The 23,817-nt window shown below is 68.2% G+C and carries 18 protein-coding genes and 2 tRNA genes; 14 read left to right on the forward strand and 6 right to left on the reverse strand.

Annotated features, from left to right (window positions below; genetic code table 11):
- Nucleotides 1–51 precede the first annotated feature (51 nt).
- From ACOQOP_RS04910 to ACOQOP_RS04925, 4 genes are all read left to right on the forward strand, one after another.
- Complete coding sequence (locus ACOQOP_RS04910) at nucleotides 52–1,758, forward strand: methyl-accepting chemotaxis protein (protein ID WP_420565205.1); 1,707 nt, start codon at nucleotides 52–54, stop codon at nucleotides 1,756–1,758.
- A gap of 167 nt (nucleotides 1,759–1,925) precedes the next feature.
- The gene (locus ACOQOP_RS04915) at nucleotides 1,926–2,882 is read left to right on the forward strand and encodes a TAXI family TRAP transporter solute-binding subunit (RefSeq protein ID WP_420565206.1); all 957 of its coding nucleotides are present in this window, start codon (nucleotides 1,926–1,928) and stop codon (nucleotides 2,880–2,882) included.
- Between the two features lie 67 nt (nucleotides 2,883–2,949).
- Entirely contained in the window at nucleotides 2,950–4,713 is a 1,764-nt protein-coding gene (locus ACOQOP_RS04920; protein ID WP_420565207.1) for a TRAP transporter permease, read from the forward strand.
- 88 nt (nucleotides 4,714–4,801) lie between these two features.
- Nucleotides 4,802–6,310 carry a M81 family metallopeptidase gene (locus tag ACOQOP_RS04925; RefSeq protein ID WP_420565208.1) on the forward strand — a complete coding sequence of 503 codons (1,509 nt, stop codon included), beginning with the start codon at nucleotides 4,802–4,804 and terminating at the stop codon, nucleotides 6,308–6,310.
- Here the strand turns inward: ACOQOP_RS04925 and ACOQOP_RS04930 are convergent.
- Both ACOQOP_RS04930 and ACOQOP_RS04935 read right to left on the reverse strand, forming a co-directional pair.
- Nucleotides 6,300–7,667 carry a formimidoylglutamate deiminase gene (locus ACOQOP_RS04930; RefSeq protein WP_420565209.1) on the reverse strand — a complete coding sequence of 456 codons (1,368 nt, stop codon included), beginning with the start codon at nucleotides 7,665–7,667 and terminating at the stop codon, nucleotides 6,300–6,302. The genes ACOQOP_RS04925 and ACOQOP_RS04930 overlap by 11 nt on opposite strands.
- Nucleotides 7,668–7,677: 10 nt before the next feature.
- On the reverse strand, nucleotides 7,678–9,480 hold the full coding sequence (locus ACOQOP_RS04935; RefSeq protein WP_420565210.1) for a PHA/PHB synthase family protein: 1,803 nt from the start codon (nucleotides 9,478–9,480) through the stop codon (nucleotides 7,678–7,680).
- A 256-nt stretch (nucleotides 9,481–9,736) separates the two neighbouring features.
- Between ACOQOP_RS04935 and ACOQOP_RS04940 the strand changes: the two genes are divergently transcribed.
- From ACOQOP_RS04940 to recJ, 4 genes are all read left to right on the forward strand, one after another.
- A complete protein-coding gene (locus tag ACOQOP_RS04940; protein WP_420565211.1) occupies nucleotides 9,737–11,320 on the forward strand; it encodes an OmpA family protein in 1,584 nt (527 codons plus the stop codon).
- Between the two features lie 60 nt (nucleotides 11,321–11,380).
- Nucleotides 11,381–12,673 carry a homoserine dehydrogenase gene (locus tag ACOQOP_RS04945; protein WP_420565212.1) on the forward strand — a complete coding sequence of 431 codons (1,293 nt, stop codon included), beginning with the start codon at nucleotides 11,381–11,383 and terminating at the stop codon, nucleotides 12,671–12,673.
- A gap of 148 nt (nucleotides 12,674–12,821) precedes the next feature.
- Nucleotides 12,822–13,778, forward strand: coding sequence for a class II fructose-bisphosphatase (glpX, locus tag ACOQOP_RS04950; RefSeq protein WP_420566517.1), 957 nt, complete (start codon nucleotides 12,822–12,824; stop codon nucleotides 13,776–13,778).
- 68 nt (nucleotides 13,779–13,846) lie between these two features.
- On the forward strand, nucleotides 13,847–15,592 hold the full coding sequence (recJ, locus tag ACOQOP_RS04955; protein WP_420565213.1) for a single-stranded-DNA-specific exonuclease RecJ: 1,746 nt from the start codon (nucleotides 13,847–13,849) through the stop codon (nucleotides 15,590–15,592).
- A 4-nt stretch (nucleotides 15,593–15,596) separates the two neighbouring features.
- Here the strand turns inward: recJ and ACOQOP_RS04960 are convergent, their stop codons facing one another.
- Complete coding sequence (locus tag ACOQOP_RS04960) at nucleotides 15,597–16,652, reverse strand: CobW family GTP-binding protein (RefSeq protein WP_420565214.1); 1,056 nt, start codon at nucleotides 16,650–16,652, stop codon at nucleotides 15,597–15,599.
- A 159-nt stretch (nucleotides 16,653–16,811) separates the two neighbouring features.
- Between ACOQOP_RS04960 and ACOQOP_RS04965 the strand changes: the two genes are divergently transcribed.
- Nucleotides 16,812–17,876 carry a cyclase family protein gene (locus ACOQOP_RS04965; RefSeq protein WP_420565215.1) on the forward strand — a complete coding sequence of 355 codons (1,065 nt, stop codon included), beginning with the start codon at nucleotides 16,812–16,814 and terminating at the stop codon, nucleotides 17,874–17,876.
- Between the two features lie 72 nt (nucleotides 17,877–17,948).
- Here the strand turns inward: ACOQOP_RS04965 and ACOQOP_RS04970 are convergent, their stop codons facing one another.
- Nucleotides 17,949–18,437 carry a ferritin-like domain-containing protein gene (locus ACOQOP_RS04970; protein WP_420565216.1) on the reverse strand — a complete coding sequence of 163 codons (489 nt, stop codon included), beginning with the start codon at nucleotides 18,435–18,437 and terminating at the stop codon, nucleotides 17,949–17,951.
- A 224-nt stretch (nucleotides 18,438–18,661) separates the two neighbouring features.
- On the opposite strand from ACOQOP_RS04970, the gene ACOQOP_RS04975 reads away from it, so the two are divergent.
- The 5 genes from ACOQOP_RS04975 to ACOQOP_RS04995 all read left to right on the forward strand — a co-directional run bounded on the left by ACOQOP_RS04975 (nucleotide 18,662) and on the right by ACOQOP_RS04995 (nucleotide 22,109).
- A tRNA-Glu gene (locus ACOQOP_RS04975) sits at nucleotides 18,662–18,737 on the forward strand.
- 99 nt (nucleotides 18,738–18,836) lie between these two features.
- A tRNA-Glu gene (locus ACOQOP_RS04980) sits at nucleotides 18,837–18,912 on the forward strand.
- 171 nt (nucleotides 18,913–19,083) lie between these two features.
- Nucleotides 19,084–19,596: a hypothetical protein gene (locus ACOQOP_RS04985; RefSeq protein ID WP_420565217.1), complete on the forward strand. Its 513-nt coding sequence runs from the start codon at nucleotides 19,084–19,086 to the stop codon at nucleotides 19,594–19,596.
- 27 nt (nucleotides 19,597–19,623) lie between these two features.
- Nucleotides 19,624–21,072 (forward strand): matrixin family metalloprotease, encoded by a 1,449-nt coding sequence (locus tag ACOQOP_RS04990; protein ID WP_420565218.1) that lies wholly within the window; start codon nucleotides 19,624–19,626, stop codon nucleotides 21,070–21,072.
- A gap of 71 nt (nucleotides 21,073–21,143) precedes the next feature.
- Nucleotides 21,144–22,109: a M14 family metallopeptidase gene (locus ACOQOP_RS04995; protein WP_420565219.1), complete on the forward strand. Its 966-nt coding sequence runs from the start codon at nucleotides 21,144–21,146 to the stop codon at nucleotides 22,107–22,109.
- A gap of 9 nt (nucleotides 22,110–22,118) precedes the next feature.
- Here ACOQOP_RS04995 and ACOQOP_RS05000 read toward each other — a convergent pair whose 3' ends face one another.
- Together ACOQOP_RS05000 and ACOQOP_RS05005 are read right to left on the reverse strand one after the other, a co-directional pair.
- Entirely contained in the window at nucleotides 22,119–22,634 is a 516-nt protein-coding gene (locus ACOQOP_RS05000) for a pyridoxamine 5'-phosphate oxidase family protein (protein ID WP_420565220.1), read from the reverse strand.
- A complete protein-coding gene (locus tag ACOQOP_RS05005; protein WP_420565221.1) occupies nucleotides 22,631–23,779 on the reverse strand; it encodes a multidrug effflux MFS transporter in 1,149 nt (382 codons plus the stop codon). Before ACOQOP_RS05005 ends, ACOQOP_RS05000 begins: the two co-directional genes overlap by 4 nt.
- Nucleotides 23,780–23,817: the final 38 nt, after the last annotated feature.

Consider the following 23,817-nt stretch of genomic DNA (forward strand, 5'->3'; position numbering starts at 1 on the left):
ACGGAGTATTCCTTACGTTCCGGCAAAACCCCTTTGTCGGAGACTTCCCAGATGACGCGTTTTCTGTCGCGCCTTTCCGTCGCGGCCAAACTTACCGCGCTTGCCGCGGTGACGGCGCTGGCCGTGATCGGCCTGTCCGCCATGTCGCTCTACAATGGATATCAGCAACTCCGTCAGGACCGCCTCGAGCTGGTCAAGGCGGTCGTCGACTCCACCCGCTCCTACGCCGACAGCGTCTATGCCCGGGCCGATGCGGGCGAGATCACCGAGGACGAGGCCTTCGCCCTCCTGCGCGGCTTCATCAACGGCGTGCGCTTCAACGGCGAGGATTACCTGTTCGCCTATTCCATGGACGGCGTCGGCCGGATCCACCCCATCAACGCCAGCCTGGAAGGCAAGTCGCTGCTGGGCGTGAAGGACAAGAACGGCACGCATATCGTCCAGGACATGATCGACGGCATCAAGGCCGACGGCGAGGCGGTGGTCGAATACTACTGGCCGAAGCCCGGCGTGGACGGTGACGTGCTGAAGCTGAGCTATGCTGTGGGCTTCCCCCGCGGCGACATGTTCTTCGGGTCCGGGATCTACGCGGACGACATCAACGCCGCCTTCATCGAGCAGGCGGTCCAGCTCGGGCTGATCAGCGGCGCGATCCTGGCCGTGGCCCTGCTGCTGACCGGTCTCACCGTGGTCGATCTGCGCCGCGCCATCGGCGGGCTGGGCGGCTCGATGACGGCTCTCGCCGGCGGCGACCTGAAGGTCGAGGTTCCGGGCACCGAGCGCCGCGACGAAATCGGCGCCATGGCCCGCACCGTCGAGGTGTTCCGCGAGAACGCCATCCAGAAGGCGGCGGCCGAAGCCCGCCAGACCGAGCTGGAGCGCGAGGCGGTCACCAAACGCACCACCCTCCTGATCGACCTTGCCGACGGGCTGGATGCCAAGGTTTCGGCCATCGTCCGCGATCTCGGCAAGGGCGTACACGGCATGACCGACCGGATCGCCACCCTGCGCGGGGTGACCGACACCGCGCGCTCCATGAGCCAGGACGTGGCGGCGGCGACGGAACAGACCACCGCGAACATGCAGTCAGTGGCGGCCGCCTCCGACGAGATGAGCTCCACCGCGGCCGAGATCAGCCGTCAGGTGACCATGTCGACCGAAGTGGTCGGCGAGGCCGGCGCCTCCGCCTCGGCGGCCGCCGAGCAGGTGGCCCGCCTCTCGGAGTCGGCGGACAAGATCGGTCAGGTCGTCGGACTGATCACCGAGATCGCCGAGCAGACCAACCTGCTGGCGCTCAACGCCACCATCGAGGCGGCCCGGGCCGGCGACGCCGGCAAGGGTTTTGCCGTTGTCGCCTCCGAGGTGAAGAGCCTGGCGACCCAGACCGCCAAGGCGACCGAAGAGATCTCGGGTCAGATCTCCAACAACCAGAGCCTGATCCGCGAGACTGTCACCGCGATCTCCCGGATCAACGAGATCATTGCCCGGGTGCGCGAGACCGCGACCTCCATCGCCAGCGCGGTGGAGGAGCAGAATGCGGCCCTTGGCGAGATCGCCGGCAATGTCCAGCAGGTCGCCGGCGCGTCGGAGGATGTCGGCAGCAAGCTGCGTCAGGTGGCCGAGGGCGCCCGGCGCGGTGCGGAGGCGACCGAGGAGGTGTCCTCCCTCGGCGTTGAGCTCGACCGGCTGTCGGCGTCGCTCAGCCAGACGGTGGACTCCGTCGTGGCCGAGATCCGCGGGATGGCGAAGACCGCCTGATCCCGCATGGCGCGCATGCCCAGCCGCCCGGCCCTTCGGCCGGGCGGTTTGCGTTCGGGAGACGCGGTTCCTGGGCGCTTTTCCAGGCCGCGCGGCTCGTGTAGGACTTCCGACATCAATCGGTCGGCCCTGAACGCCGGCTGCCTTCGTCTGTTCGGGAGAACGCCATGAAGTTCATGAAGCCGCTGGCCCTCGCCGGCCTCGCGCTCGCCCTGTCGGCAACCGCCGCCTCGGCCGAGACCCGCGTCACCTACAAGTCAGCCAAGTCCAGCTCGTCCTACTACCAGATGGGCGTGCAGATCGCCGAGGCCATGAAGGCCGGGACCGACGGCGCCGTCATCGTCACCGTCGAGGAGAGCCAGGGCTCGGTCCAGAACGTGATGGAGGTGATGGGCCGCCAGGGGAACTACGTCTTCACCACGCCGCCGGCGCTGGTCGGCCTGGCCCAGGGCGGCAAGGCGATGTTCGAGGGCAAGGGCAACCCGCGCTTCGACGAGATCCGCGCGCTGTTCCCGATCCCGTCCCTGACCATGCATTTTGTCGTGCGCTCCGACGCCGGCGTCTCCAGCCTCGAGGATCTGGCCGGCAAGACCATCCTGCTCGGCAAGGGCTCTTTCGGGGCTACCGAGGGTGAGAAGTACCTCGACCTGTTCGGTCTGAAGGACAAGGTCACCTTGGCCGATGTCGAGCTGTCCAATGCCGTGCCGGCGCTGAAGAACGGCCAGATCGACGGCTTCGTGACCGCCGGCTCCTGGCCCGCCCCGAACGTGATCGAGGCCGCCGCCGGCACCGGCGTGACCGTGTTGTCGCTGACCGACGACCAGATCGCCCAGACCAAGCGCGCGCGGCTGGTGATCCCGGCGGGCACCTATGCCGGTCAGGACAGTGACATCGTCACCACCTCGCTGCCGGTGGTCGCCTACACCACCACCGACATGGACGACGAGACCGCCTACCAGCTCACCAAGACCTTCTGGGACCAGAAGGCGAAGATGGGCAAGGACGCGGCCTGGTGGAACGGCGTGGATGAGGGGCTGATGGCCAACATCGCCGGCAAGATCCATCCGGGTGCCGTGAAGTTCTACAAGGAGAAGGGCTTCGCGCTGACCGACGCGCAGATGTGAGCCGCCTTTCCTGATCCGACCGGCCCGAGCGATCCCTGTTCGGGCCGGTTTCGTTTAGAGACACTTCATGACCCCCACCGCCCGCCTGATCTGGAGCGCCCTCGGCGCGGTCTCGATCGCCTTCCATCTCTGGCTGATCTTCTCCGGCCTGGTGCCGAACCTGGTCAGCCGGCCGCTGCATATGGCGCTGGCGCTACCCTGGGCCATGCTGTTCGTCGCCCGCGGCCGGGCGGAACTGATCAGCGGCGTGGTCCTGGGATCGGCGGGGCTCGCGGCCTGCCTGTGGGTCGTCTTCAGCGCCGATGCGCTGTCCGACCAGTACGGCTTCCTTGATGGCGACTTCCAGCTTGTGGTGGCGCTGACGCTGCTGGTGGTGGTGCTGGAGATGGCGCGGCGGTCGATCGGCTGGCCACTGCCGATGGTCGCCTCCCTGGCGCTGCTCTACGGGTTGTTCGGCGAGCATATCCCCGGCGAGTTCGGCCATCCCGGCACGCCGCTGAACAGCTTCCTCGGCACCCTCACCATCGCCGAGGGCGGGCTGTGGGGCAGCCTGACCGCCGTGTCGGTGAATATCGTCGCCATCTTCGTGATCTTCGGCGCGGTGCTGAACGCGGGCGAGGCGGGGCAGGGCTTCATGAACGTGGCCGCCGCCGCGGCCGGCCGGCTGCGCGCCGGGGCGGCCAAGGTCTCGGTGATCTCGTCGGCGCTGTTCGGCTCGATTTCCGGCTCGGCCTCGGCCAATGTCGCCTCCACCGGGGCGATCACCCTGCCGACCATGCTGAAGCTGGGCTATCCGCGCTCGCTCGCCGCCGCCGTGGAAGCCGTCGCCTCCTCCGGCGGGCAGATCATGCCACCGCTGATGGGGGCGGGGGCCTTCGTGATGGTCGAGCTGACCGGCACGCCCTACACCGCCATCATGGCCGCCGCCCTGCTGCCGGCGATCCTGTACTTCCTGGCGGTCTGGGTCGGCATCGACGGGTTCTCCCTGCGCCACGACCTGCGCGGCCTCGCCGCCGAGGCCCGCCCGGCGACCCGCGACGTGCTGATCACCTCGGCCTTCTTCCTGGTGCCTTTCACGATCCTGCTGTGGGGCATGTTCGCCGCCGGCTACACGCCGCAATACGCCGCCTGCCTGGCGATCCTGGCCGGGGCCGTGCTGCTGCTGGTGGACGGCCGGCTGAGTTTCGACTGGCGCCGCACCCTCGACCGGGTCGAGCAGGCCTGCATGGGCGCCGGCAGGCAGATCGCCACCATCGCCTCCATCATCCTGTGCGCGTCGATCATCATCGGCGTGCTCGGCATCACCGGGCTTGGGGTCAAGATCACCTCGCTGATCCTGTCCGGCTCCGGCGGGTCGCTCTGGCCGGCGCTGATCCTGACGGCACTCGCCTGCCTGGTGCTGGGCATGGAGGTGCCGACGACGGCGGCCTATGTGATCTGCGTGTCGGTGGCGGGGCCCGCCCTGACCGAGCTCGGCCTGACCCCACTGCAGGCGCATCTCTTCGTGTTCTGGTTCGCCCTGCTCAGCACCATCACCCCGCCGGTCTGCGGCGCGGTCTTCATCGCCGCCGGGATGGTCGAGGAGAACTGGCTGAAGGTCGCCGGTCACGCCATGGCGCTGGGCATCGGGCTGTACCTGATCCCGCTGGCGATGATCGCCAATCCGGACCTGATCGCGCTGGCCCAGGACCCGATCTGGGCGATCGCTGCGGCGGTGAAGGTGGCGCTCGGCCTGACAGCGGTGTCCTTCGCGGTGATCGCCCCGCGCCACTATCTGCTTCGGGCCGGACTGCTGGTTGTTGGGGCGTTGCTGCTGTTCTGGCCACTCTAGGCTGCCGACGGAACGGATTCGGCCTCTGGTTCGACGATCCCGCCGCGCGCTACGCTTCTCTTGCCTAAGCGCGAGGAGGACGGCGGCGATGAAGATCCTGATGGCGATGATGCAGCACGAGACCAACACCTTCTCCACGGTGCCCACACCGCTGAGCCGGTTCTCGCGCGGCAGCGGCACGGGGTTGCCGTTGGAAGGCGACGCCGCCGTGAAGGCGTTCAAGGGCGCCGGCTCCGCTCTCGGCGCCTATATCGAAATCTGCGAGGCCGAGGGGCTCGACTTCGTGCTGCCGCTGGCCGCCGGCGCCTGGCCGAGCGGGCCGGTGGAGGACGCCGCCTACGACTACATGACGGACAAGATCTGCGATGCCGTCGCCGCCGAGAAGCCGGACGCGATCCTGCTGCATCTGCACGGTGCGATGGTTACCGAGAGCCGCGAGGACGGGGAGGGACCGCTGGTCGCCCGGGTGCGGGAATTGGCCCCCGATACGCCGATCGGCGTCAGCCTCGACATGCACACCAACATGTACCCGGCCATCATCGAGAATGCCGACGTGGTGGCCGGCTATCAGACCTATCCCCACGTGGACATCTACGAGACCGGCCGGCGCACCGCGCTGCCGATCCTGGCCATGCTGCGCGGGGCGGTGAAGCCGACCATGGCCTGGGGCAACCGGCCGATGCTGCCCCATGTGATGCGCCAGGGTACCCACGACTTCCCCAACAAGCAGATCCAGGAACTGGCGCAGAAGATGGAAGCCGAGGGCGCGCTCTGCGCCAGCTTCTTCACCGGCTTTCCGCACGCCGATATCCGGCTCGCCGGCTCCAGCGCGGTGGTGGTGACCGATGACGATCCGGAAGCGGCCCAGCGCATGGTCGACGAGCTGCTCGACCTTGCCTGGAAGGAGCGCCGGGCCTTCGTCTACGAGATCGAGCCGCTGGAGGAGTCCCTGAAGCGGGCCCAGGAAATCAAGGCCGACGGGCCGGTGGTGCTGCTGGACCATTACGACAATGCCGCGTCCGGCGGGTCGATGGACACCATGGCGGTGCTCAAGGGCATCCTGGACGCCGGGCTGGAAGACGTCGCCGCCTTTGCGATCTGCGACCCGGCGGCGGTGAAGACCATGATCGCCGCCGGCATCGGCAATGAGGTGACGGTCTCGCTGGGGGGCAAGACCGACATGCCCTCCATTGGCCGGGTGGGCGAGCCCCTGGAGGTGAGCGGCCGGGTGAAGCTGATCTCCGACGGCCGGTTCCGCAATGTCGGGCCGATGAGCAAGGGCGTGATGAACGCCATGGGGCCGACCGTGGTGCTCGATACGGGCAAGGTCGAGATCGTCGTCACCTCGACCCAGCAGGAGCCGAACGACACCGCCGCCTTCACCTCGCTCGGCATCGATCCGACGGCGAAGAAATACCTGATGCTTAAGAGCCGGATCCACTGGCGCGCCGGCTTCCGCGATCTCGCCGCCGAGACGGTGGAATGCGCCGGGGTCGGGGTGTGTACCTCGGACTATTCGATGCTGAACTTCGAGACCGTGCGCCGGCCGATCTTCCCGCTGGACGAGGATCTGCAGCCGGTCTCCGTCATCCGGTGAGCAGGTCGGAGACCGCCTGGGCGTAGGCCGCGCGGATCTCGTCGCGCCTGGGGTGCCGGCCGCCGCTGACCACGTGCCGGCCGGCCGACCAGACATCGGTGACCACGCCGTCGCCAGCGGCGAAGCACAACCCGTCGAGTACCTGATCGTCGGTGAGGGCGCACAGGGTCGGGTCGGTGGTGTCAAGCGCCACCAGGTCGGCCAGCGCGCCTTCGCGGATCGTACCCGCGTCGCGGCCGAGTGCCTGCGCGCCGCCGGTCGCCGCTCCGAGATACAGGGTGTCGCCGACCGAGCCCTCTCCGGGCACGAGCACGTTTCGGGCCCGGTCGCGCAGGCGCTGGGAGTATTCCAGCATCCGCAACTCCTCGCCCAGCGCGATCCGCACATTGCTGTCGGAGCCGATCCCGAAGGTACCGCCGGCGGTCAGATAGCGCGGGCCGTCGAAGATGCCGTCGCCCAGATTGGCCTCGGTGATCGGGCAGAGCCCGGCGACCGCACCGGAGCGGGCGGCGCTGACGGTCTCCTGCGGGGTCATCTGGGTGGCATGGACCAGGCACCAGCGCCCATCCACCGGCTGGTTCGCCAACAGCCACTCGACCGGCCGAGTGCCGAGCCAGCCCTCGATCTGGTCCACCTCGGCGGTCTGCTCGGCGATGTGGATGTGCACCGGGCCGTCCGGATGGGCCGCCACCGTGGCAGCCAGCTCGGCGGGGGAGGTCGCGCGCAGGGAATGCGGCGCGATGCCGACCACCGTATCGGCGGGCAGGGAGGCCGTCGCCGTCTTCGCCGCCTCCACCAGCCGGGCATACCGCTCCGGATCGTTGGCGAAGCGCCGCTGGCCGCCGGCGATCGGCTGCTGCCCGGCGCCGCCAAAGGTGTAGAGCACCGGCAGCAGGGTCAGCCCGATCCCGGTGCGGTCCGCCGCCGCCGCGATGCGGCCGCTCATTTCGGCGAGGTTCTGGAACGGTGTGCCGTCGGGCTGGTGGTGCAGGTAGTGGAACTCGCCGACGCTGGCGTATCCCGCCTCCAGCATCTCCAGATAGACCTGGGCGGCGATCGCCTCCACCTGCTCCGGGGTGATGCGCTCCAGGAAGGCGTACATCAGGGTCCGCCAGGTCCAGAAGCTGTCCTGCCCGGCGCGCCGCCGCTCTGTCATCCCGGCCATGGCGCGCTGGAAGGCGTGGCTGTGCAGGTTGCCGAGCGCCGGCAGCAGCGTGTCGACCCGCACCGACCGCGCCGTCGGGTCGCCGCCAGGGGCGATCCTGTCGATCCGCCCGTCGGCGACCCGCAGCCAGACATCGGAAGCCCAGCCGTCCTGAAGCCGCGCCCGGCGGGCGAAGATCTCCGTTGTCGTCATCGTGGACGCGTCAGTCCCCGGCCTTGACGGCCACATAGCTGCCCGGCGCGTCCTCCAGGGCCTTCAGCTTGCCGTCGCCCGGAACGCGGGCCGGAACCTCGCCGCCGCCGTGCTTGTCCAGCCAGGCCTTCCATTCCGGCCACCAGGACCCTTCATGGGCGGTGGCGCCGGCCAGCCACTTCTCCGGATCCTTCGGTGCCCGGCCGCTCTTGGTCCAGTAGCCGTATTTCGGCTTGTCCGAGGGCGGGTTCACCACCCCGGCGATATGGCCGGACATGGCCAGCACGAACTTCACCGGCCCCTTGTAGAGCTGGGTCGCCGCGTAGGTCGACTTCCACGGGGCAATGTGGTCCTCGCGGGTCGACAGCATGAAGGTCGGCAGCTTCACCGTGGTCAGGTCGATCGGCACGCCGCAGAGCGTGATCCCGCCCGGCTCGACCAGCTTGTTCTCCTGATACATGCGGCGCAGGTAGAAGCTGTGCATGGCGGCGGGCATCCGGGTGCTGTCGGAGTTCCAGTACAGCAGGTCGAAGGGGAAGGGCTCCTTGCCCATCAGGTAGTTGTTCACCACGAAGGACCAGATCAGGTCGTTGGCCCGCAGCATGTTGAAGGTGGTCGCCATGGCCCGGCCGTCGAGATAACCGTCCTTGTTCATCCGGTCTTCCAGGGCGCCGAGCTGCTCCTCGTCGATGAAGACCGACAGCTCGCCGGCTTCCGTGAAGTCCACCATGGTGGTGAAGAAGGTGATCGACTTGATCCGGTCGTCCTTCTTGGCGGTCATGTAGGCCAGCGTGCTGGCCATCAGGGTGCCGCCGATGCAGTAGCCGATGGCGTTGACCTCGCGCTCGCCGGTCGCCTTCTCGATGGCGTCCAGGGCCGCCAGGGGGCCCTCCAGCATGTAGTCCTCGAAGGTCTTGGCCGCGAGCTCGGCATCCGGGTTGACCCAGGAGACGATGAAGACCGTGATCCCCTGGTCGACCGCCCATCTGATGAAGGAGTTTTTGGCCCGCAGGTCGAGGATGTAGAACTTGTTGATCCACGGCGGCACGATCAGCAGCGGCCGGCGGTGCACCGTCTCGGTGGTCGGGCTGTACTGGATGAGCTGCATCAGATCGTTCTGGAACACCACCTTGCCCGGGGTGGTGGCGACGTTCTCGCCGATCTTGAAGGCGTCCTCGTCGACCATCTTTATGGACAGCTTGCCCTTGCCCCGCTCCAGGTCCTCCAGCAGGTTCTCCAGGCCCTTCAGGAGGTTCTCGCCGCCACTCTCGATGGTCTCGCGCAGCACCTCCGGATTGGTCATCACGAAGTTCGAGGGGGCGACCGCGTCCGCGAACTGCTTGGTGTAGAAGTCGACCTTGCGACGCGTCTTGTCGTCCAGCCCCTCCACCTCGTGGACCGTGCGCTGCATCCACTCGGCGGTCAGCAGGTAACTCTGCTTGATGTAGTCGAAGACGACGTTCTCGTTCCAGGCGGCGTCCTTGAAGCGTCGGTCGCCCTGGGCGCTGGTGGCCACTGGCTGGGCCGTGCCGCCGAGCATGCGCGAGGCGGTGGACTGCCACAGGGTCATGTAGGCCTGCCACAGATCCATCTGCGCCTTCATGATCTTGGCCGGATCCGCCATCATCTTGGACGTCATGTCCATGAACGCCTTGCCGATGTTCAGCGGGTCGGACAGCCCGAGCGCGTTCGGGTCCTGATGTTCCAGGAACTCCATGACAAGGCGCTGGCTGCGCTCGGCGATGTGGGTCATCGCCTGGGACACCTCGACCGGATCGGGGGTCGAGACCTTCTTCTCGCTGCTGTCGGTCATGCCCGGCATCCTCGTTGGTGCGTTCGACCGGAAGCGTGCGGCGGGTCCGTTGAAACGCGCCGTCTCGCACGCCCGCTTCTTGTAGCAGAAACCCGTCGGCCAAGGCCAATGGGAAGGGGACGTTGCGGTGAACATGTGCGCCATTGGAAAGTCGTGGTATTTTAGATGCTTGGAATGCTGGCCTGCGTGGAATAGGAAACGTACACTCCGGGCGCGGTGTCGCGACGCCGCTGGCCAGCCGATGCGGGAGAGAAGAATGGTCGACACCACCAAGAAGAACGGGTCCGGGTTCGCGGGGCCGAGCGGTGTCATGCGGCGCCGGATCTCGGCATCGCCCCTCATCACCCTGGCGGCGGTCCTGGCGCTTGCCGGCTGCTCCTCGGTGCCCGACGCACTCAACCCGGTGGAGTGGTACGAGGGCACGACCGACACCGTTGGTGGCTGGTTCTCCGATGATGAGCCCCAGGCCGCCGGGACCCAGGCAAACGCGCCGACCGGGTCCGACGCTTCCAACCAGCCGTTCCCGAACCTGGCCAGCGTGCCCGAGCGTCCGACCCCGTCGACCACGGAAGAGGAGCGCGCCGCGATCCAGCAGGGCCTGGTCGCCGACCGCGACAGCGCCCGCTATACCGACAGCACCGACGCCTCGGCGCCGGCCGCCCCGCCGAGGCCGCGCGCCAGCGCGCCGCAGACGGCCGCCCTGCCGGCCTCACCGCCGCCGCGCGCCTCGGTGACACCGCCCTCCGATACGGCCGCGGTGACCCGGAGCACGCCGCCGCCCAGCGTCTCGACGCCGGCACCCGCTCCGGCCCCGGCGCCGACCGTGCGCTCGCCCGAGCCGGCTCCGGCCCCCCAGCAGGCGGCCGCCCCGGCGTCGTCCGGTGGTGAGACGTCCGGTCTCTGGCCGCGGCGACCGGTGCCGGAGCGCGACAGCATCACCCCGATGACCACCGGCCGGGTGTCCGACGAGGATTCCAACGTTCTGGAGAACCCGAACGCCCCGACCCGGGCGCTCGCCTCCGAGCCGCGCATGCCGGCGACCACCGAGGGCGCGGCGGCCCAGGCAAATCGCACGCCCGTCCCGACACCGTCGCAGACCGGCCGCAGCCTGGATTCCGCCGGCAATCAGGCGACCGCCCGCCCGACCCCGGCGCCCAGTGCGACCACCAATGAGGGCCCGGAGATCACCCGGACGCTGATCTCGACCCGCACGGTCCAACGCACCGCCGACGGGGAGGTCGCCAGCGACACCGTGACCCGCGCGGACGGAACCACAGGCCCAGGGCCATCGGCTGCGGCGCCGAACGCGCCGTCGCCCTCGGTCGCGCCGCCGCCGGCCGCGCGATCCTCCGCCCCGACCCAGCAGGCGGCGGCCCCGACGCCGTCCGCGCCGCTCCCGGCGACCGACAGCGCGGCCGACCAGTCGCCCTCCGTGATCGTCGACGGCCCGGCCCTGGACCAGTACCAGATGGGCTTCACCGGCCCCGCGTATCTGGTCGGCACGGTGAACTTCGCCCATGGCTCCTCCGCCCTCAGCGCGGACGACCTGGACATGATCCGTTCCATCGCCTCGGCGGCCCAGGAGACCGACGCCTATATCCGGGTGATCGGCCATGCCTCGGCCCGCACGGCGGAGATGGAACTGGCCAACCACGAGCTGGTCAACTTCCAGGAATCCCTGGCCAGGGCGGAGCGTGTCGGCGACGCGCTGGTGCGGGCCGGCGTGCCCCGGGAGCGGGTGCTGGTGGAGGCGATGAGCGCCAGCCAGCCGCTGTTCTACGAGAGCATGCCCTCGGGCGAGGCGGGCAACCGCCGGGCCGAGATCCTGTTCCAGTACTGAGTTAATTCATTCAGCGATATCAAAATGCTGTAGGTAGTATCTAATCTAGTAGGTGAGAAGATGGGCGAGGCGCTTCGCGTGGCCGTCGCGGGCTTGGGGACGGTTGGCGCAGAGACGGTGCGCCTGCTGGCGAAACGGCGGGAGGTCATCGCCTCCCATGCGGGTCGGCCGGTCGAGGTCGTGGCGGTGTCGGCCCGCAGCAAGGGCAAGGACCGCGGGTTCGACATGTCCGGCATCGACTGGGCCGACGACCCGCTGGCGCTGGCGGCGCGCGACGACGTGGACGTGGTCTGCGAGCTGATCGGCGGCTCCGACGGGGTTGCCAAGACGCTCGTGGAAACCGCCATGGCGTCGGGTAAGTCGGTGGTCACCGCCAACAAGGCGCTGCTGGCCCATCACGGCTCCGAGCTGGCGCGCAAGGCGGAGGCTGGCGGCGTGACCCTGGCCTACGAGGCGGCGGTCGCCGGCGGCATTCCGATCATCCGCGCCCTGCGCGAGGGTCTTGTGGTGAACGAGGTCAGCCGCGTCTACGGCATCCTCAACGGCACCTGCAACTACATCCTGACCGCCATGCGCGAGAGCGGCCGCGCCTTCGACGACGTGCTCTCCGAGGCCCAGGCGCTGGGTTATGCCGAGGCCGACCCGACCTTCGACGTCGACGGTATCGACGCTGCCCACAAGCTGGCCCTGCTGTCGGCGCTCGCCTTCGGCCATGTGGTCGATTTCGGTGCGGTCCATACGGAGGGCATCCGTTCGATCTCCGCGCTCGACATCGCCTATGCCGAGGAGTTCGGCTACCGCATCAAGCTGCTGGGGATCGCCGAGCGGACCGAGGAGGGCATCCGCCAGCGCGTCCATCCCTGCATGGTCGCCAAGCAGGCGCCGATCGCCCAGGTGGAGGGCGTCTTCAACGCCGTCATGGCCGAGGGCGATGCGGTCGGCACCACCCTGCATTACGGCCGCGGCGCCGGTGCCGGCCCGACAGCCTCCGCCGTGATCGGCGATATCGTCGACATCGCGTCCGGCCGCGGCGCCCCGGTCTTCGGCGTGCCGGCCGATCAGCTCTCCGAGAGCACGGAGGCGCCATGGGAGAGCATGCGCGGCGGGTATTACGTGCGGCTCATGGTGATCGACCGTCCGGGCGTGCTGGCCGACGTCACGGCGATCATGCGCGACCAGAACATCTCCCTGGAATCCATGGTCCAGCGCGGCCGCGATCCCTACGAGAAGGTGCCCGTGGCGCTCACCACCCACGAAGTGGACGAGGCGTCCATGCGCAAGGCCCTGGCCGATATCGCGAAGCTAGACGCGGTGCAGGAGCCGCCGGCGATGATCCGCGTCGTTGACCTTTGACGTCGGAATAGGGAGTCGCGAAGCCAGTCTGGATCGGTTAAGAACCCGGCCAACGGGATTCACCGCCGCCTCCACGGGATAGACCCGGCGGGGCCGACCTTACGAAAGACCGGAGAAAAGAATGTCCGACACCGCCGAAGTCTTCACCATGGACCGCAACCTCGCCTTGGAGGCCGTCCGGGTCACCGAGGCGGCGGCGCTCGCGGCTTCCCGGCTGATGGGCCGCGGCGATGAGAAGATGGCCGATCAGGCGGCGGTCGACGCCATGCGCACCGCGCTGAACAACCTCGAGATCGACGGCACCGTCGTCATCGGCGAGGGCGAGCGCGATGAGGCACCGATGCTCTATATCGGTGAGAAGGTGGGCCGCGGCGGCCCGAAGATCGACATCGCGCTGGATCCGCTGGAAGGCACCACCATCACCGCCAAGGGCGGCCAGAACGCGCTGGCCGTCGTGGCGCTGGCCTCCGAGGGCGGCTTTCTCAATGCGCCGGACGTCTACATGGACAAGATCGCCGTTGGCGGCGGCCTGCCGGAAGGCGTGGTCGATCTCGACAACTCGGTCGCGGTCAACATGAAGAACCTGGCCAAGGCCAAGGGCGTGGACGTCTCCGACATCGTCGCCTGCATCCTCGACCGCCCGCGCCATGCCGAGCTGATCGCCCAGGTGCGCGAGTCCGGCGCGCGGATCATGCTGATCTCCGACGGCGACGTGTCCGGCGTCATCGCCACCTCGCAGCCGACCAGCGGTGTGGACATCTACATGGGTTCTGGCGGGGCGCCGGAAGGCGTGCTGGCGGCCGCCGCCCTGCGCTGCATCGGCGGCCAGATCCAGGGCCGTCTGCTGTTCCGCAACGACGACGAGAAGGCCCGCGCCAAGCGCTGGGGCATCACTGATCTCGACAAGAAGTACGACCTGATGGGCCTGGCGGGCGGCGACGTGATGTTCGCGGCCACCGGCGTGACCAACGGGGCCATGCTGCGCGGCGTGCGCCGCTATGCCGGCGGGGCGACCACCCACTCGATCATCATGCGGTCGAAGACCGGCACGGTGCGCACGGTGGAGGCGACCCACGACTTCACCCGCAAGCCGGCGGTCGACTGATCGCATCACCGAAGCAGGGGGCAGAACGCGTGCCGCAGGCCGCCGCGTTCCTGGGCATAGAGAGATCGATGACCGCGCGGCGCTGGACGCTGCGCGGCGGTAGCGGTTCCGAGGTCGACCGCCTCGGGCTGGCGATCGCCCAGCGTTTCGCCGTGCCGGAGATCGTCGGCCGCATCCTGGCCCAGCGGGGCATCGACCTGGACGCGGTGGAGCGGTTCCTGGAGCCGACCCTGCGCACCGAGCTGCCCGATCCCAGCCGTTTCCGCGATATGGACGCCGCCGCCGACCGGCTGGCGGAGGCAGTCGTCTCCGGCCAGACCATCGGGCTGTTCGCCGACTACGACGTGGACGGGGCCACCTCGGCGGCCAGCATGGCGCGGTATTTCCGGGCCGTCGGCGCGCCGGTGGTGATGCACATCCCCGACCGCATCGACGAGGGCTACGGCCCGAACCTGCCGGCCCTTCAGGGGCTTGTGGCCAAGGGGGCCGGGGTCGTGGTCTGCCTCGACTGCGGCATCCTGGCGACCGAGACCCTGGGCCAGGCGCGGGCCGCCGGGATCGATGTGATCGTCGTCGACCACCACATCGCCGAGCCGGAACTCCCGGCCGCCGTTGCCGTGGTCAATCCGAACCGGCTCGACGAGGAGCCGGGATTCGGTCACCTGGCCGCCTGCGGCGTGACCTTCGTCACCCTGGTCGCCGTCAACCGGGCGCTGCGGGCGCGGGGCTGGTTCGCCGGCAAGGCCGAGCCGGACCTGCGCGCCATCCTGGACCTGACGGCGCTGGGCACCGTCTGCGACGTGGTGCCGCTGACCGGGCTGAACCGCGCGTTCATCGCCCAGGGGCTGAAGGTCATGGCCGGGCGCTCGACGCCGGGGCTGGCGGCGCTGGCGGACGTGGCCGGCCTCGACCGCAAGCCCGATCCCTATCATCTCGGCTTCGTCCTCGGCCCGCGGATTAATGCCGGCGGACGGGTCGGCCGGGCCGACCTTGGCGCGCGACTGCTGTCCACCGACGACCCGAACGAGGCCCGTCAGATCGCCGGGGAGCTCGACCGCTACAATGACGAACGCCGGGCGATCGAGGCCGAGGTTCTGGAGACCGCCATCGCCCAGGCGGAAGCCGCGGGCGACGCGCCGGTGCTGGTGGTCTCTGGCCAGGGCTGGCATCCGGGCGTGGTCGGCATCGTCGCCAGCCGCCTGAAGGACCGCTTCCACCGCCCGGCCTGCGTGGTCGGCGTGGATGAGGCGGGGGTGGGCAAAGGCTCCGGCCGGTCGGTGCCCGGCGTCGATCTGGGGGCGGCCGTGATCGCCGCCCATCAGGCCGGCGTTCTGGAGAAGGGTGGGGGTCACGCCATGGCCGCCGGCTTCACCGTCGCCGCCGACAGGATCGACGCCTTCCGGTCCTTCCTGGCCGAGCGGGTATCCACCGCCCTGGCAGGAACGCCGCTGGTGGCCGAGCTGTCGGTCGACGGGGCGCTTGCGCCGCGCGGGGCGACGGCGGATCTGGTGCGCGCGGTCTCCCGTGTCGGTCCCTTCGGCACCGGAAATTCGGAGCCGCGCTTCGTGCTGTCCGGCGCGAAGGTCGTCTCCAGCGGCGTGGTCGGCGAGAACCACGTGCGCTGCACGCTCGCCGGTGGCGACGGCGGCCGGGTCAATGCCATCGCCTTCCGCGCCATGGCGGGCGATCTCGGCCCCGGTCTGCTGCAGGCGGGCCAATTGCCGATCCACGTGGCCGGACACCTGCGGCTCGACGATTTCCGCGGGGGCGACAACGTCCAGCTCGTGATCGACGACGCCGCCCCGGCGGTCTGAGTCCTCAGGCGGCCGCCGACACGTCCTCCCAGAAGCTCCGCACCGTCGCCTCGTCCAGCCCCCGGGTGATGAAGACGATACGCGACCGGCGATCGCCGTCCGGCCAGTCCGCCAGGCGGGCGGGGGAGTGGAACACGTGGTGCACCCCGTGGATCACCACCGGGGCCGGCTCGTCATCCAGATTCAGGATGCCCTTCACCCGCAGCAGCCGGTCGCCATGCTGCTCGCGCAGGGCGGCCAGCCACAGGTTTACCCGGCCCCAGTCCAGCGGTTCGGTGAAGGTGAGCGCGAAGGCGGTGACGCCGCCGTCATGCCGGTTCCGGTCGTGGTGATGGTGATGATGACCGGCATGGCTACCCCGGGCCGACAGGGCTTCGTCGCGCAGCCAGCGCTGCACGTCGGGCGTCTTGGTCTCCGGATCGTACCATCCGGCATTGAACAGCCGGTCGGGGGCGACGGCACCGGCAACCGACCGGATGCGCTCCGCCGTCGGGTTGAGGGCGACAAGGCGCCGGTCCAGCGCCTTGACGTCCTGAGCCTCGGACAGGTCGGTCTTGGTCAGGACCAGTCGGTCGGCCATGGCCGCCTGCTTGACCGCCTCCGGCTGGGCGTCGAGCTGGGCGCCTCCATGCATCGTATCGACGGTGGTGATGACCGCGTCCAGGCGGAAGAATCCCGAGATCAGCGGGTTGTTCAGAAGCATCTGCACGATCGGCGCCGGATCGGCCAGGCCGGTCGTCTCCACCACGACCCGGCGGAAGGGGGGCAGGGTGCCGGCCCGGGTGCGGGACAGCAGGTCGCGCAGGGTGGTCTCCAGGTCGGAGCGGATCGTGCAGCAGATGCAGCCCGACGCCATCACCGTCATCTCGCCGTCCACCGACTCCATGAGCAGGTGGTCGAGGCCGACCTCGCCGAACTCGTTGACGATGACCGCGGTATCGGCCAGCGCCGGGTCCTGAAGCAGGGCGTTCAGCAGGGTGGTCTTGCCGCTGCCCAGGAACCCGGTCAGCACGGACACGGGTATTCGGTCGGCGGACTTGTCCTTTTCGAACAGGGACATCTCTCAGAGGCCCTCCCAAGCCGTTTTGATCGAATGTCGGCGGCTTCAGCCGCTCTTGTCGCCGGATAGCTTGACACTTTGTCGCGGCCGTCGTCACCATTCTACCTATGGCCGCAGGACAAGCTGCGGTCAGTAAAAGAAAATCGGGAGGACATGGCCATGCGCAGGAGCAAGTTCGAGGCGGGTGACGGAACCGATCCGATCTCCCCGAGCCGGCGCGACTTCATGAAGACGGCAGCAATCGGGGCGGCCGCCGGCAGCGCTGCCTTCGTCGGTAGCGGCGGGTCCGACCAGCTCGCCCAGGCTCAGACGTCCTCGACGGAGCCGTGGTGGCCGTCGCGCTGGGGTGCCGACGATCAGGCCGGCGCTTCGAACTGGATGACCCCGGAGAAGACGCTGCAGGCCGCCTCCCAGATCAAGGAAGGCAAGGTCTACAAGATCGGCCGGATGTACGAGGCCGGGATGCCCATGTTCGGCGCCCGGGTCTTTTCCGTGCGCATCCCCGGCGCGCCCACGGGCGGGCCGTACGGGCAGAACAACCTGATCTACAACGACGAGTTCCTGGCCACCGAGATCGGACAGGTCGGGACCCAGTTCGACGGGCTCGGCCATATCGGCGTGGTGGCCGGCGATGCGGCGAACAAGGCCGACCAGAAATACTATAACGGGTTCGATGGCAGCATCGTCAGCGGCGCCTATGGCCTCGGCAAGCTGGGGGTCGAGCATGTGAAGCCGTTCTTCACCCCGGCCCACCTGATCGACGTCCACGGCTCGCTGGGCGAGATGAAGGATGCCGGCTACGAGATCACCCTGGCCGATGTCCAGGGTGCCCTGTCGAAGCAGGGCATGTCCGAGGGCGACATCCGGTCTGGCGATGCGGTGTTCTTCAACACCGGCTGGGGCTCGCTGTGGATGAAGAACAACGACCGCTTCAACTCGGGCTGCCCCGGCATCGGCATGGAGGTGGCCCGGTGGCTGATCGAGAAGGAGATCTCGATCACCGGCGCGGACACCTGGCCGACCGAGGTGGTGCCGAACCCGGATCCCAACCTGGCCTTCCCGGTGCACGCCGAACTGATCACCAAGAACGGCATCTTCAACCACGAGAACCTGTTCTTCGACGAGCTGATCGCCGACGGCAAGTACCGCTTCGTCTATGTCTTCGCGCCGATGCCGATCAAGGGCGCGACGGGGTCGGCCGGTTCGCCGATCGCGATCACCTGAGGCCGTCTCCACGAAACGGGCCGCCGGCAGCCGGCGGCCCGCCCGTGGTCACGGCGCAGACCCGGGGAGGGGTCAGGCGGCCTTCTTGTTGAGAGTGCCGACCGCCAGGGTGGTGAGCTTCTTGTCGGCGGCGACCTCCTGGTCGAGATTGGCCTTCAGCAGCTTGGCGGCGTCGGTCATGCCGAGCTGCTTGGCCCAGGCGATCATGGTGCCGTAGCGGTTGATCTCGTAGTGCTCGACGGCCTGGGCGCCGGCGATCATGCCCGCGTCGCGGGCCTGCGGCTCCTCGGCCTCCTCCATGATCTCCTTGCCTTCGTCGAGGATGCCGAGAATCGCGTCGCAGGTAACGCCGCGCGGCTTCAGATCCATCATCTCGAAGATCTTCTCCAGATTCTCGATCTGCTCCTCGGTCTCCTCGCGGTGATCCTCGAAAGCGGTGCGCAGATCGTCCGAGCCGGCCTTGCGGGCCATCTTCGGCAGGGTCTTCAGGACCTGTTTCTCGGCGTAGTACATGTCGCGCAGGAAATGCTTGAACAGGTCTTCCAGGGTCTTCATGGACATCGGGGGCTCCGTTGGCTGCGTAGGGTGACGTTGCGGCGGGGCGGTGAGGTTGGGGGCCGAGTGCCCTGCCTGAGGCCGTAACGGAGCGGTTTCGGGGGCGGTTGCGGACTGGCGGTAGTGATTTTCGGCGGGGCTCCGATCCGACGTGCAGCCGAAAGCGACCGGGGGGTGACCTTCGGGCTTGATTTCACGAACGGTGGCCTGTATCTCCACCCTCCTCGGATGACCCCTTCGTCTAGAGGCCTAGGACACCGCCCTTTCACGGCGGCGACACGGGTTCGAATCCCGTAGGGGTCGCCATTCGACAAGCCGACGCAGCCGCCCGAAAATTTCGGACCCCAGGATGCGATCGCGCTTGCAAAGCTGTCGGCGGATTGATATCAACCCGCTCTCCTCTGCGACCCCTTCGTCTAGAGGCCTAGGACACCGCCCTCTCACGGCGGCAACACGGGTTCGAATCCCGTAGGGGTCGCCAAAGGCTTTCCAGGAAAATTCGTCATCTCCAGCACCGGCCACCGGTGCCGCGACCCTGTGTGATCCTTCACAGTTTCATTCTCTTTGAACGGACCTGCCGTTCGTCTAGAGTACTATTCTGCTCTGGAGGCCGGACGATCCTTCGTTCGGCCGGTGACGCAGGGAGGCGTGCGTGCGGACCAAGATGTCGGTCGGCTTGCTGATGGGGGGCCTGGTGCTGGGCCTTCTGGTCGCTCCGACGGCCGCCGAGTCCCGGTCGCCGCTTCCGTTTTTCAAAGGGGTCGAGAGGTTCGCCGTGTTCTGCGGCCGCCCGGTGGATGCCGCCCAGCGCGAGACCCTCTGCACCATTGCCCGCGACGTGCTGGCCGATCTGACCGGGACCGAGATCGCGGTCGGCACTGCGGGTCTGTCGGACGAGGGCGCGATCACGGTGCTGGTGAACGGGTTTCCGACGGACGGGCCCAACGGTCCGGTTCTCGCGATCAATATCGATCTGCTGCGCAAGGGGCAGGCGGACTCGCAGCTCTTCGGTGCGCCGCCGATCCTGGTTCCGGTCGACGGGCTCAGGAGTGCCCGCGAGGCGGTCGCTTCCGGCCTGCGCGCTCAATTCGAGGAAAGGGTGGTGGCGCCCTGGCGCCGCGCGGTCCCGTCTGCACAGACCGGTTCGACCGGGAAAAGGGGTTAGAGGATGAGTTCCGCTCTCGAAAACGGCATGCCAGCCACCTGCGGCTGCGGGTCCTGCGGATGCTATGGACACAGTTCGGGTTCCACCGCCGCCGCTCTGGCGCAGGACGGGCGCCAGGCGCTGTCCGGATCGGAAACCTCGGGCGACGGCAATCTCGACACGGTCGTCATCGGTACCGCCAGCAAGTGGGGTATCGGCATGATGGGAGTGGGGACGACCGTGACCTATTCCTTCATGGACAGCCTGCCGAGCTACCATGATCCGGACTCGTCCTTCATGGCGTTCAACAGCGCGATGGAGGCAGCCGCCCGCAGCGCGCTGGCGGTCTGGTCGGCGGCGGCGAACATCACCTTCGTCGAGGTCTCCGACGCGGGGGCCGGCGGACAGATCCGGTTCGGCGCGAACTTCCAGTCGGGCTCTGCCGGCTATGCCTACTACCCCTCGACCAGCGAGATCGGCGGCGACGTCATGATCGCCACCAACTACTCCTACAACCTCGCGCCCGAGGTCGGGAACTACGGCTACCTGACCATGCTGCACGAGATCGGCCACGCCATCGGGCTGAAGCATCCGGGCAATTACAGCTCCGGGTCCGAAGGTCCGTTCCTGGACAGCTCGATCGACAACACCGACACCACGGTGATGTCCTACTACGACGGGTCGGTCACCTATGCGTCGAGCCTCGGCTGGCTGGACATCATGGCGGTGCGCTATCTCTATGGGACGAACACCGCCGGCTCGCTCGGCAACGTCACCTGGGGTGGTGAGTCCGCGGAGACCTTCACTGGCGATTCCGGCATCAACTACTTCATCGGCAATGGCGGCAGCGACCTGTTCCAGCTTGGTGCCGGCAATGACGGCGTGATGGCGGGCAGCGGCGAAGACACGGTGAGCGGCGGCGCCGGCAACGACCTGCTCTACGGCAATATCGGCACCGACCTGATCCTCGGCGGCGACGGCAACGACACCATGTTCGGCGGCCAGAACGGCGGAGCGACCCAGACCTACGGGTCGGGCACCACGCTGGCCTATCGCGAGGGCTCCGACACGATCTCCGGCGGACTCGGATCGGACCTGATTTACGGCAACCACGGCGGCGACGTGCTGCTCGGCGGCAGCGACACCGACAAGATCTATGGCGGCCAGGACAACGACACGATCTCCGGTGGGGCCGGGAGCGACACACTCTACGGCAATCTCGGCAACGACCTGCTGACAGGCGGCGACGGCTTCGATCGCATCTACATCACCTCCAACGGCGGCAACGACACGATCACCGATTTCACCTATTTCACCGACTATCTGGCGATTCAGTCGAACATCAACGGCAGCGGCATCGCGTCGGTGGCCGACGTGATCGCCCGGGCGACCCAGTCGGGAGCCGACGTCGTGATCGACCTGGGGGCCGGCAATTCGGTCACCCTGTCGAACTACTCGACCACGTCGCTGAACAGCTTGGACGTCTTCGTCTTCTGAGCCGGCATTATCGGTGTTTACCTGGGCTTCCGGGCCGACGCAGACTGGCGCCTCAATCCCAGGAGGCCCCTATGTCTGCGACCAACGCCTATCCGGTGGAGCTGAAGGCTCCTGACATTTCAGCGTACCGGACCGGCAATACCGGCATCGACTACGTCCACACCTTCGACTCAGGTAAGCCGGGCCCTGACGCGATGATCAATGCCGTCATCCACGGCAACGAGCTGTGCGGGGCGATCGCGGTCGACTACCTGATGCAGCGGGACATCCGGCCGACCCGGGGAAAGCTGACCATCGCCTTCGTCAATCCGGAGGCCTATCTGCGGTTCGACCCGGCCCATCCGACCAAGACCCGTTTCGTCGACGAGGACATGAACCGGGTCTGGACCCAGGAGCGGCTGAACGGCGCCGACAGCAGCGTCGAGCTGCGCCGGGCGCGGGAGCTGCGTCCGCTCTACGACCGGGTTGAGCGGCTGCTCGACATCCATTCCATGGGCACCTATTCCGACCCGATCATGCTGATCCACGGGCTGGAGAAGGAGCGCCGCTTTACCCGCGAGATCGGCTATCCGGCCATGATCGCCTGTGGCTCCGGCCATGTGGAGGGGCTGCGGCTAATCGAATACGCGCCGTTCAACGACCCGGCCTCCGACCGCATCGCCTGCCTGGTGGAGTGCGGCCAGCACTGGGCCAAATCGAGCGGCGACGTGGCCATCGACACCGCCCTGCATTACCTGCGCGCGCTCGACATGATCAGCGCCGAGACCCTGGAGGAGCATCGCAAGACCGATCCGGTGGACGCCGTGACCGTCGCGGACGTGACCCATGGCTATGCGATCCGCACCGACGATTTCTTCTTCTCGGAGAACTTCAAAGGGCTGGAGCGGTTCGCAAAGGCGGGGGCTGTGATCGCCGTCGATGGCGGGGAGGAGATCGTCACACCCTATGACGACTGCATCCTGGTGATGCCGAACCACCGCGCGGTGAAGGGCCAGCGCGCCTTCCGCCTCGCCCGGCTGTCCGAGGGGGCGGGCTGAGCCTCGCGGTCAGGGGGCCGTCCAGGCCGCTTCCCTGCGGCCTTGGGGCGTCCAGGTGAAGGTCGCCCGCCGGTGCGGCTCTCCGCCGATCCAGAGCCAGTCCCAGGCCGTCCACTCAACCTCCAGAACCAAGAACCTTCCCGGATCGCGGTCGTAGAGCGCCTGGCCGGCCGCTCCGATCGCCTGCCAGCGGTCGGCGATCCGTGCGGGGTCCGTCACCGCCTTGGCCTCTGCGGTCATCCGAAGCTGCTCCGATGTCTGCGGATCCCAGAACGTGAGCGCCACCCGCGGGTCGGCGGCGATCTCCGAGACCTTGGCGGACCGGGCGTCGGTGAAGATCTCCAGGGCACAGGCATCGGCATCGACCGAGCGCACGACGATGACACGGGCGCTCGGGCCATCCGGGGTGAGGGTGGACAGCACCGGCGTGCGCCACGCCCCCTGGCGCCGATCCGCCGCGTCGACCAGTTGCCGGCCGATCCGGTCCGCCAGGGTGTCGAGATCGTCGGGCGGCGGGGCGGTCATTCGCCGCGCGGGGCCGTGCGGGCCAAGATGAAGAACAGCGCCGAGCTGACCGTGGCGAACAGGATCATCGACGACATGGCCGCATGGTCGTGGTCGTTCTGGAAATAGCCGACCAACACGGTGAAGCAGGCGCCGATCACCATCTGGCCGAAGCCCATCAGCCCGGAGGCGGCGCCGGCGATGGTCGGGTTGACGCTGACCGCGCCCGAGATGCCGTTCGGCTGGCTCAGCCCGTTGCCGATGGCGACCACGCACATGGGCAGGAACACCACCACCGGGTTCACCAGACCGGCCATCATCAGCCCGAAGCCGGTGACCGCGCCGACCAGCGACACGCCGACGCCGAGCGGGATCATCCGGTCGACGCCCAGCCTGCTCGACAGCCGGCTGGCCAGGAAGTTGCCGGTCATGTAGCCGACCGAGATCAGCACGAAGTAGAAGCCGTAGACCTCCGGCCCGGCATGCAGCACCTCGATCATCACGTAGGGCGCGCCGGCGATGAAGGAGAAGAAGGCGCCGACCGACATGGCCGTGTTGCACGCATAGCCGATATAGGCCCGCGACCGCAGCAGGCTGGCGTAGTTGCGCAGCATGGCGGTCAGGTCGATGGTAGGGATCGGGTGGACGTTGGTCTCGTTCAGGCGGAACCACGCGCCGCACAGGACCACCAGGCCGACGATCAGCGGAACGACAAAGGTCGCCTGCCAGCCGAAATTGGTGTCGATCAGCCCGCCGATGGCCGGCCCCATGGCCGGGGCGACCGCCATGGCCATGGTGATGAGGGCGATGGCACTCGCTGCCCGGTCCCGGTCGTAGACGTCGCGCACGATGGCCCGGCCCAGCACCATGCCGGCGCATCCGCCGATCGCCTGCAGCACGCGGGCGGCGATCAGGCTCTCGATCGACCAGGCCAGCATGCAGGCGATATTGGCGACGGCGTAGACCACGAGGCCACCCAGCAGGGCGGGGCGCCGTCCGAACCGGTCGGAGATCGGGCCGTAGGCGAGCTGGGCGACGCCGACCGCGACCAGATAGGAGGTCAGGGCGAGCTGTACCATGGCGTAGTCGGTCTGGAACACGTCCACCAGACCCGGCATCGACGGTACGAAGATGTTCAGCGCGAGCGGACCCGTGGCCGTCGCCACGATCAGGATCCAGATCGGCGGGGGGAGCGGTTTGTCTG

It is taken from the genome of Thalassobaculum sp., from assembly GCF_965223715.1.
In the GTDB taxonomy this organism is placed as follows: Bacteria; Pseudomonadota; Alphaproteobacteria; order Thalassobaculales; family Thalassobaculaceae; genus Thalassobaculum.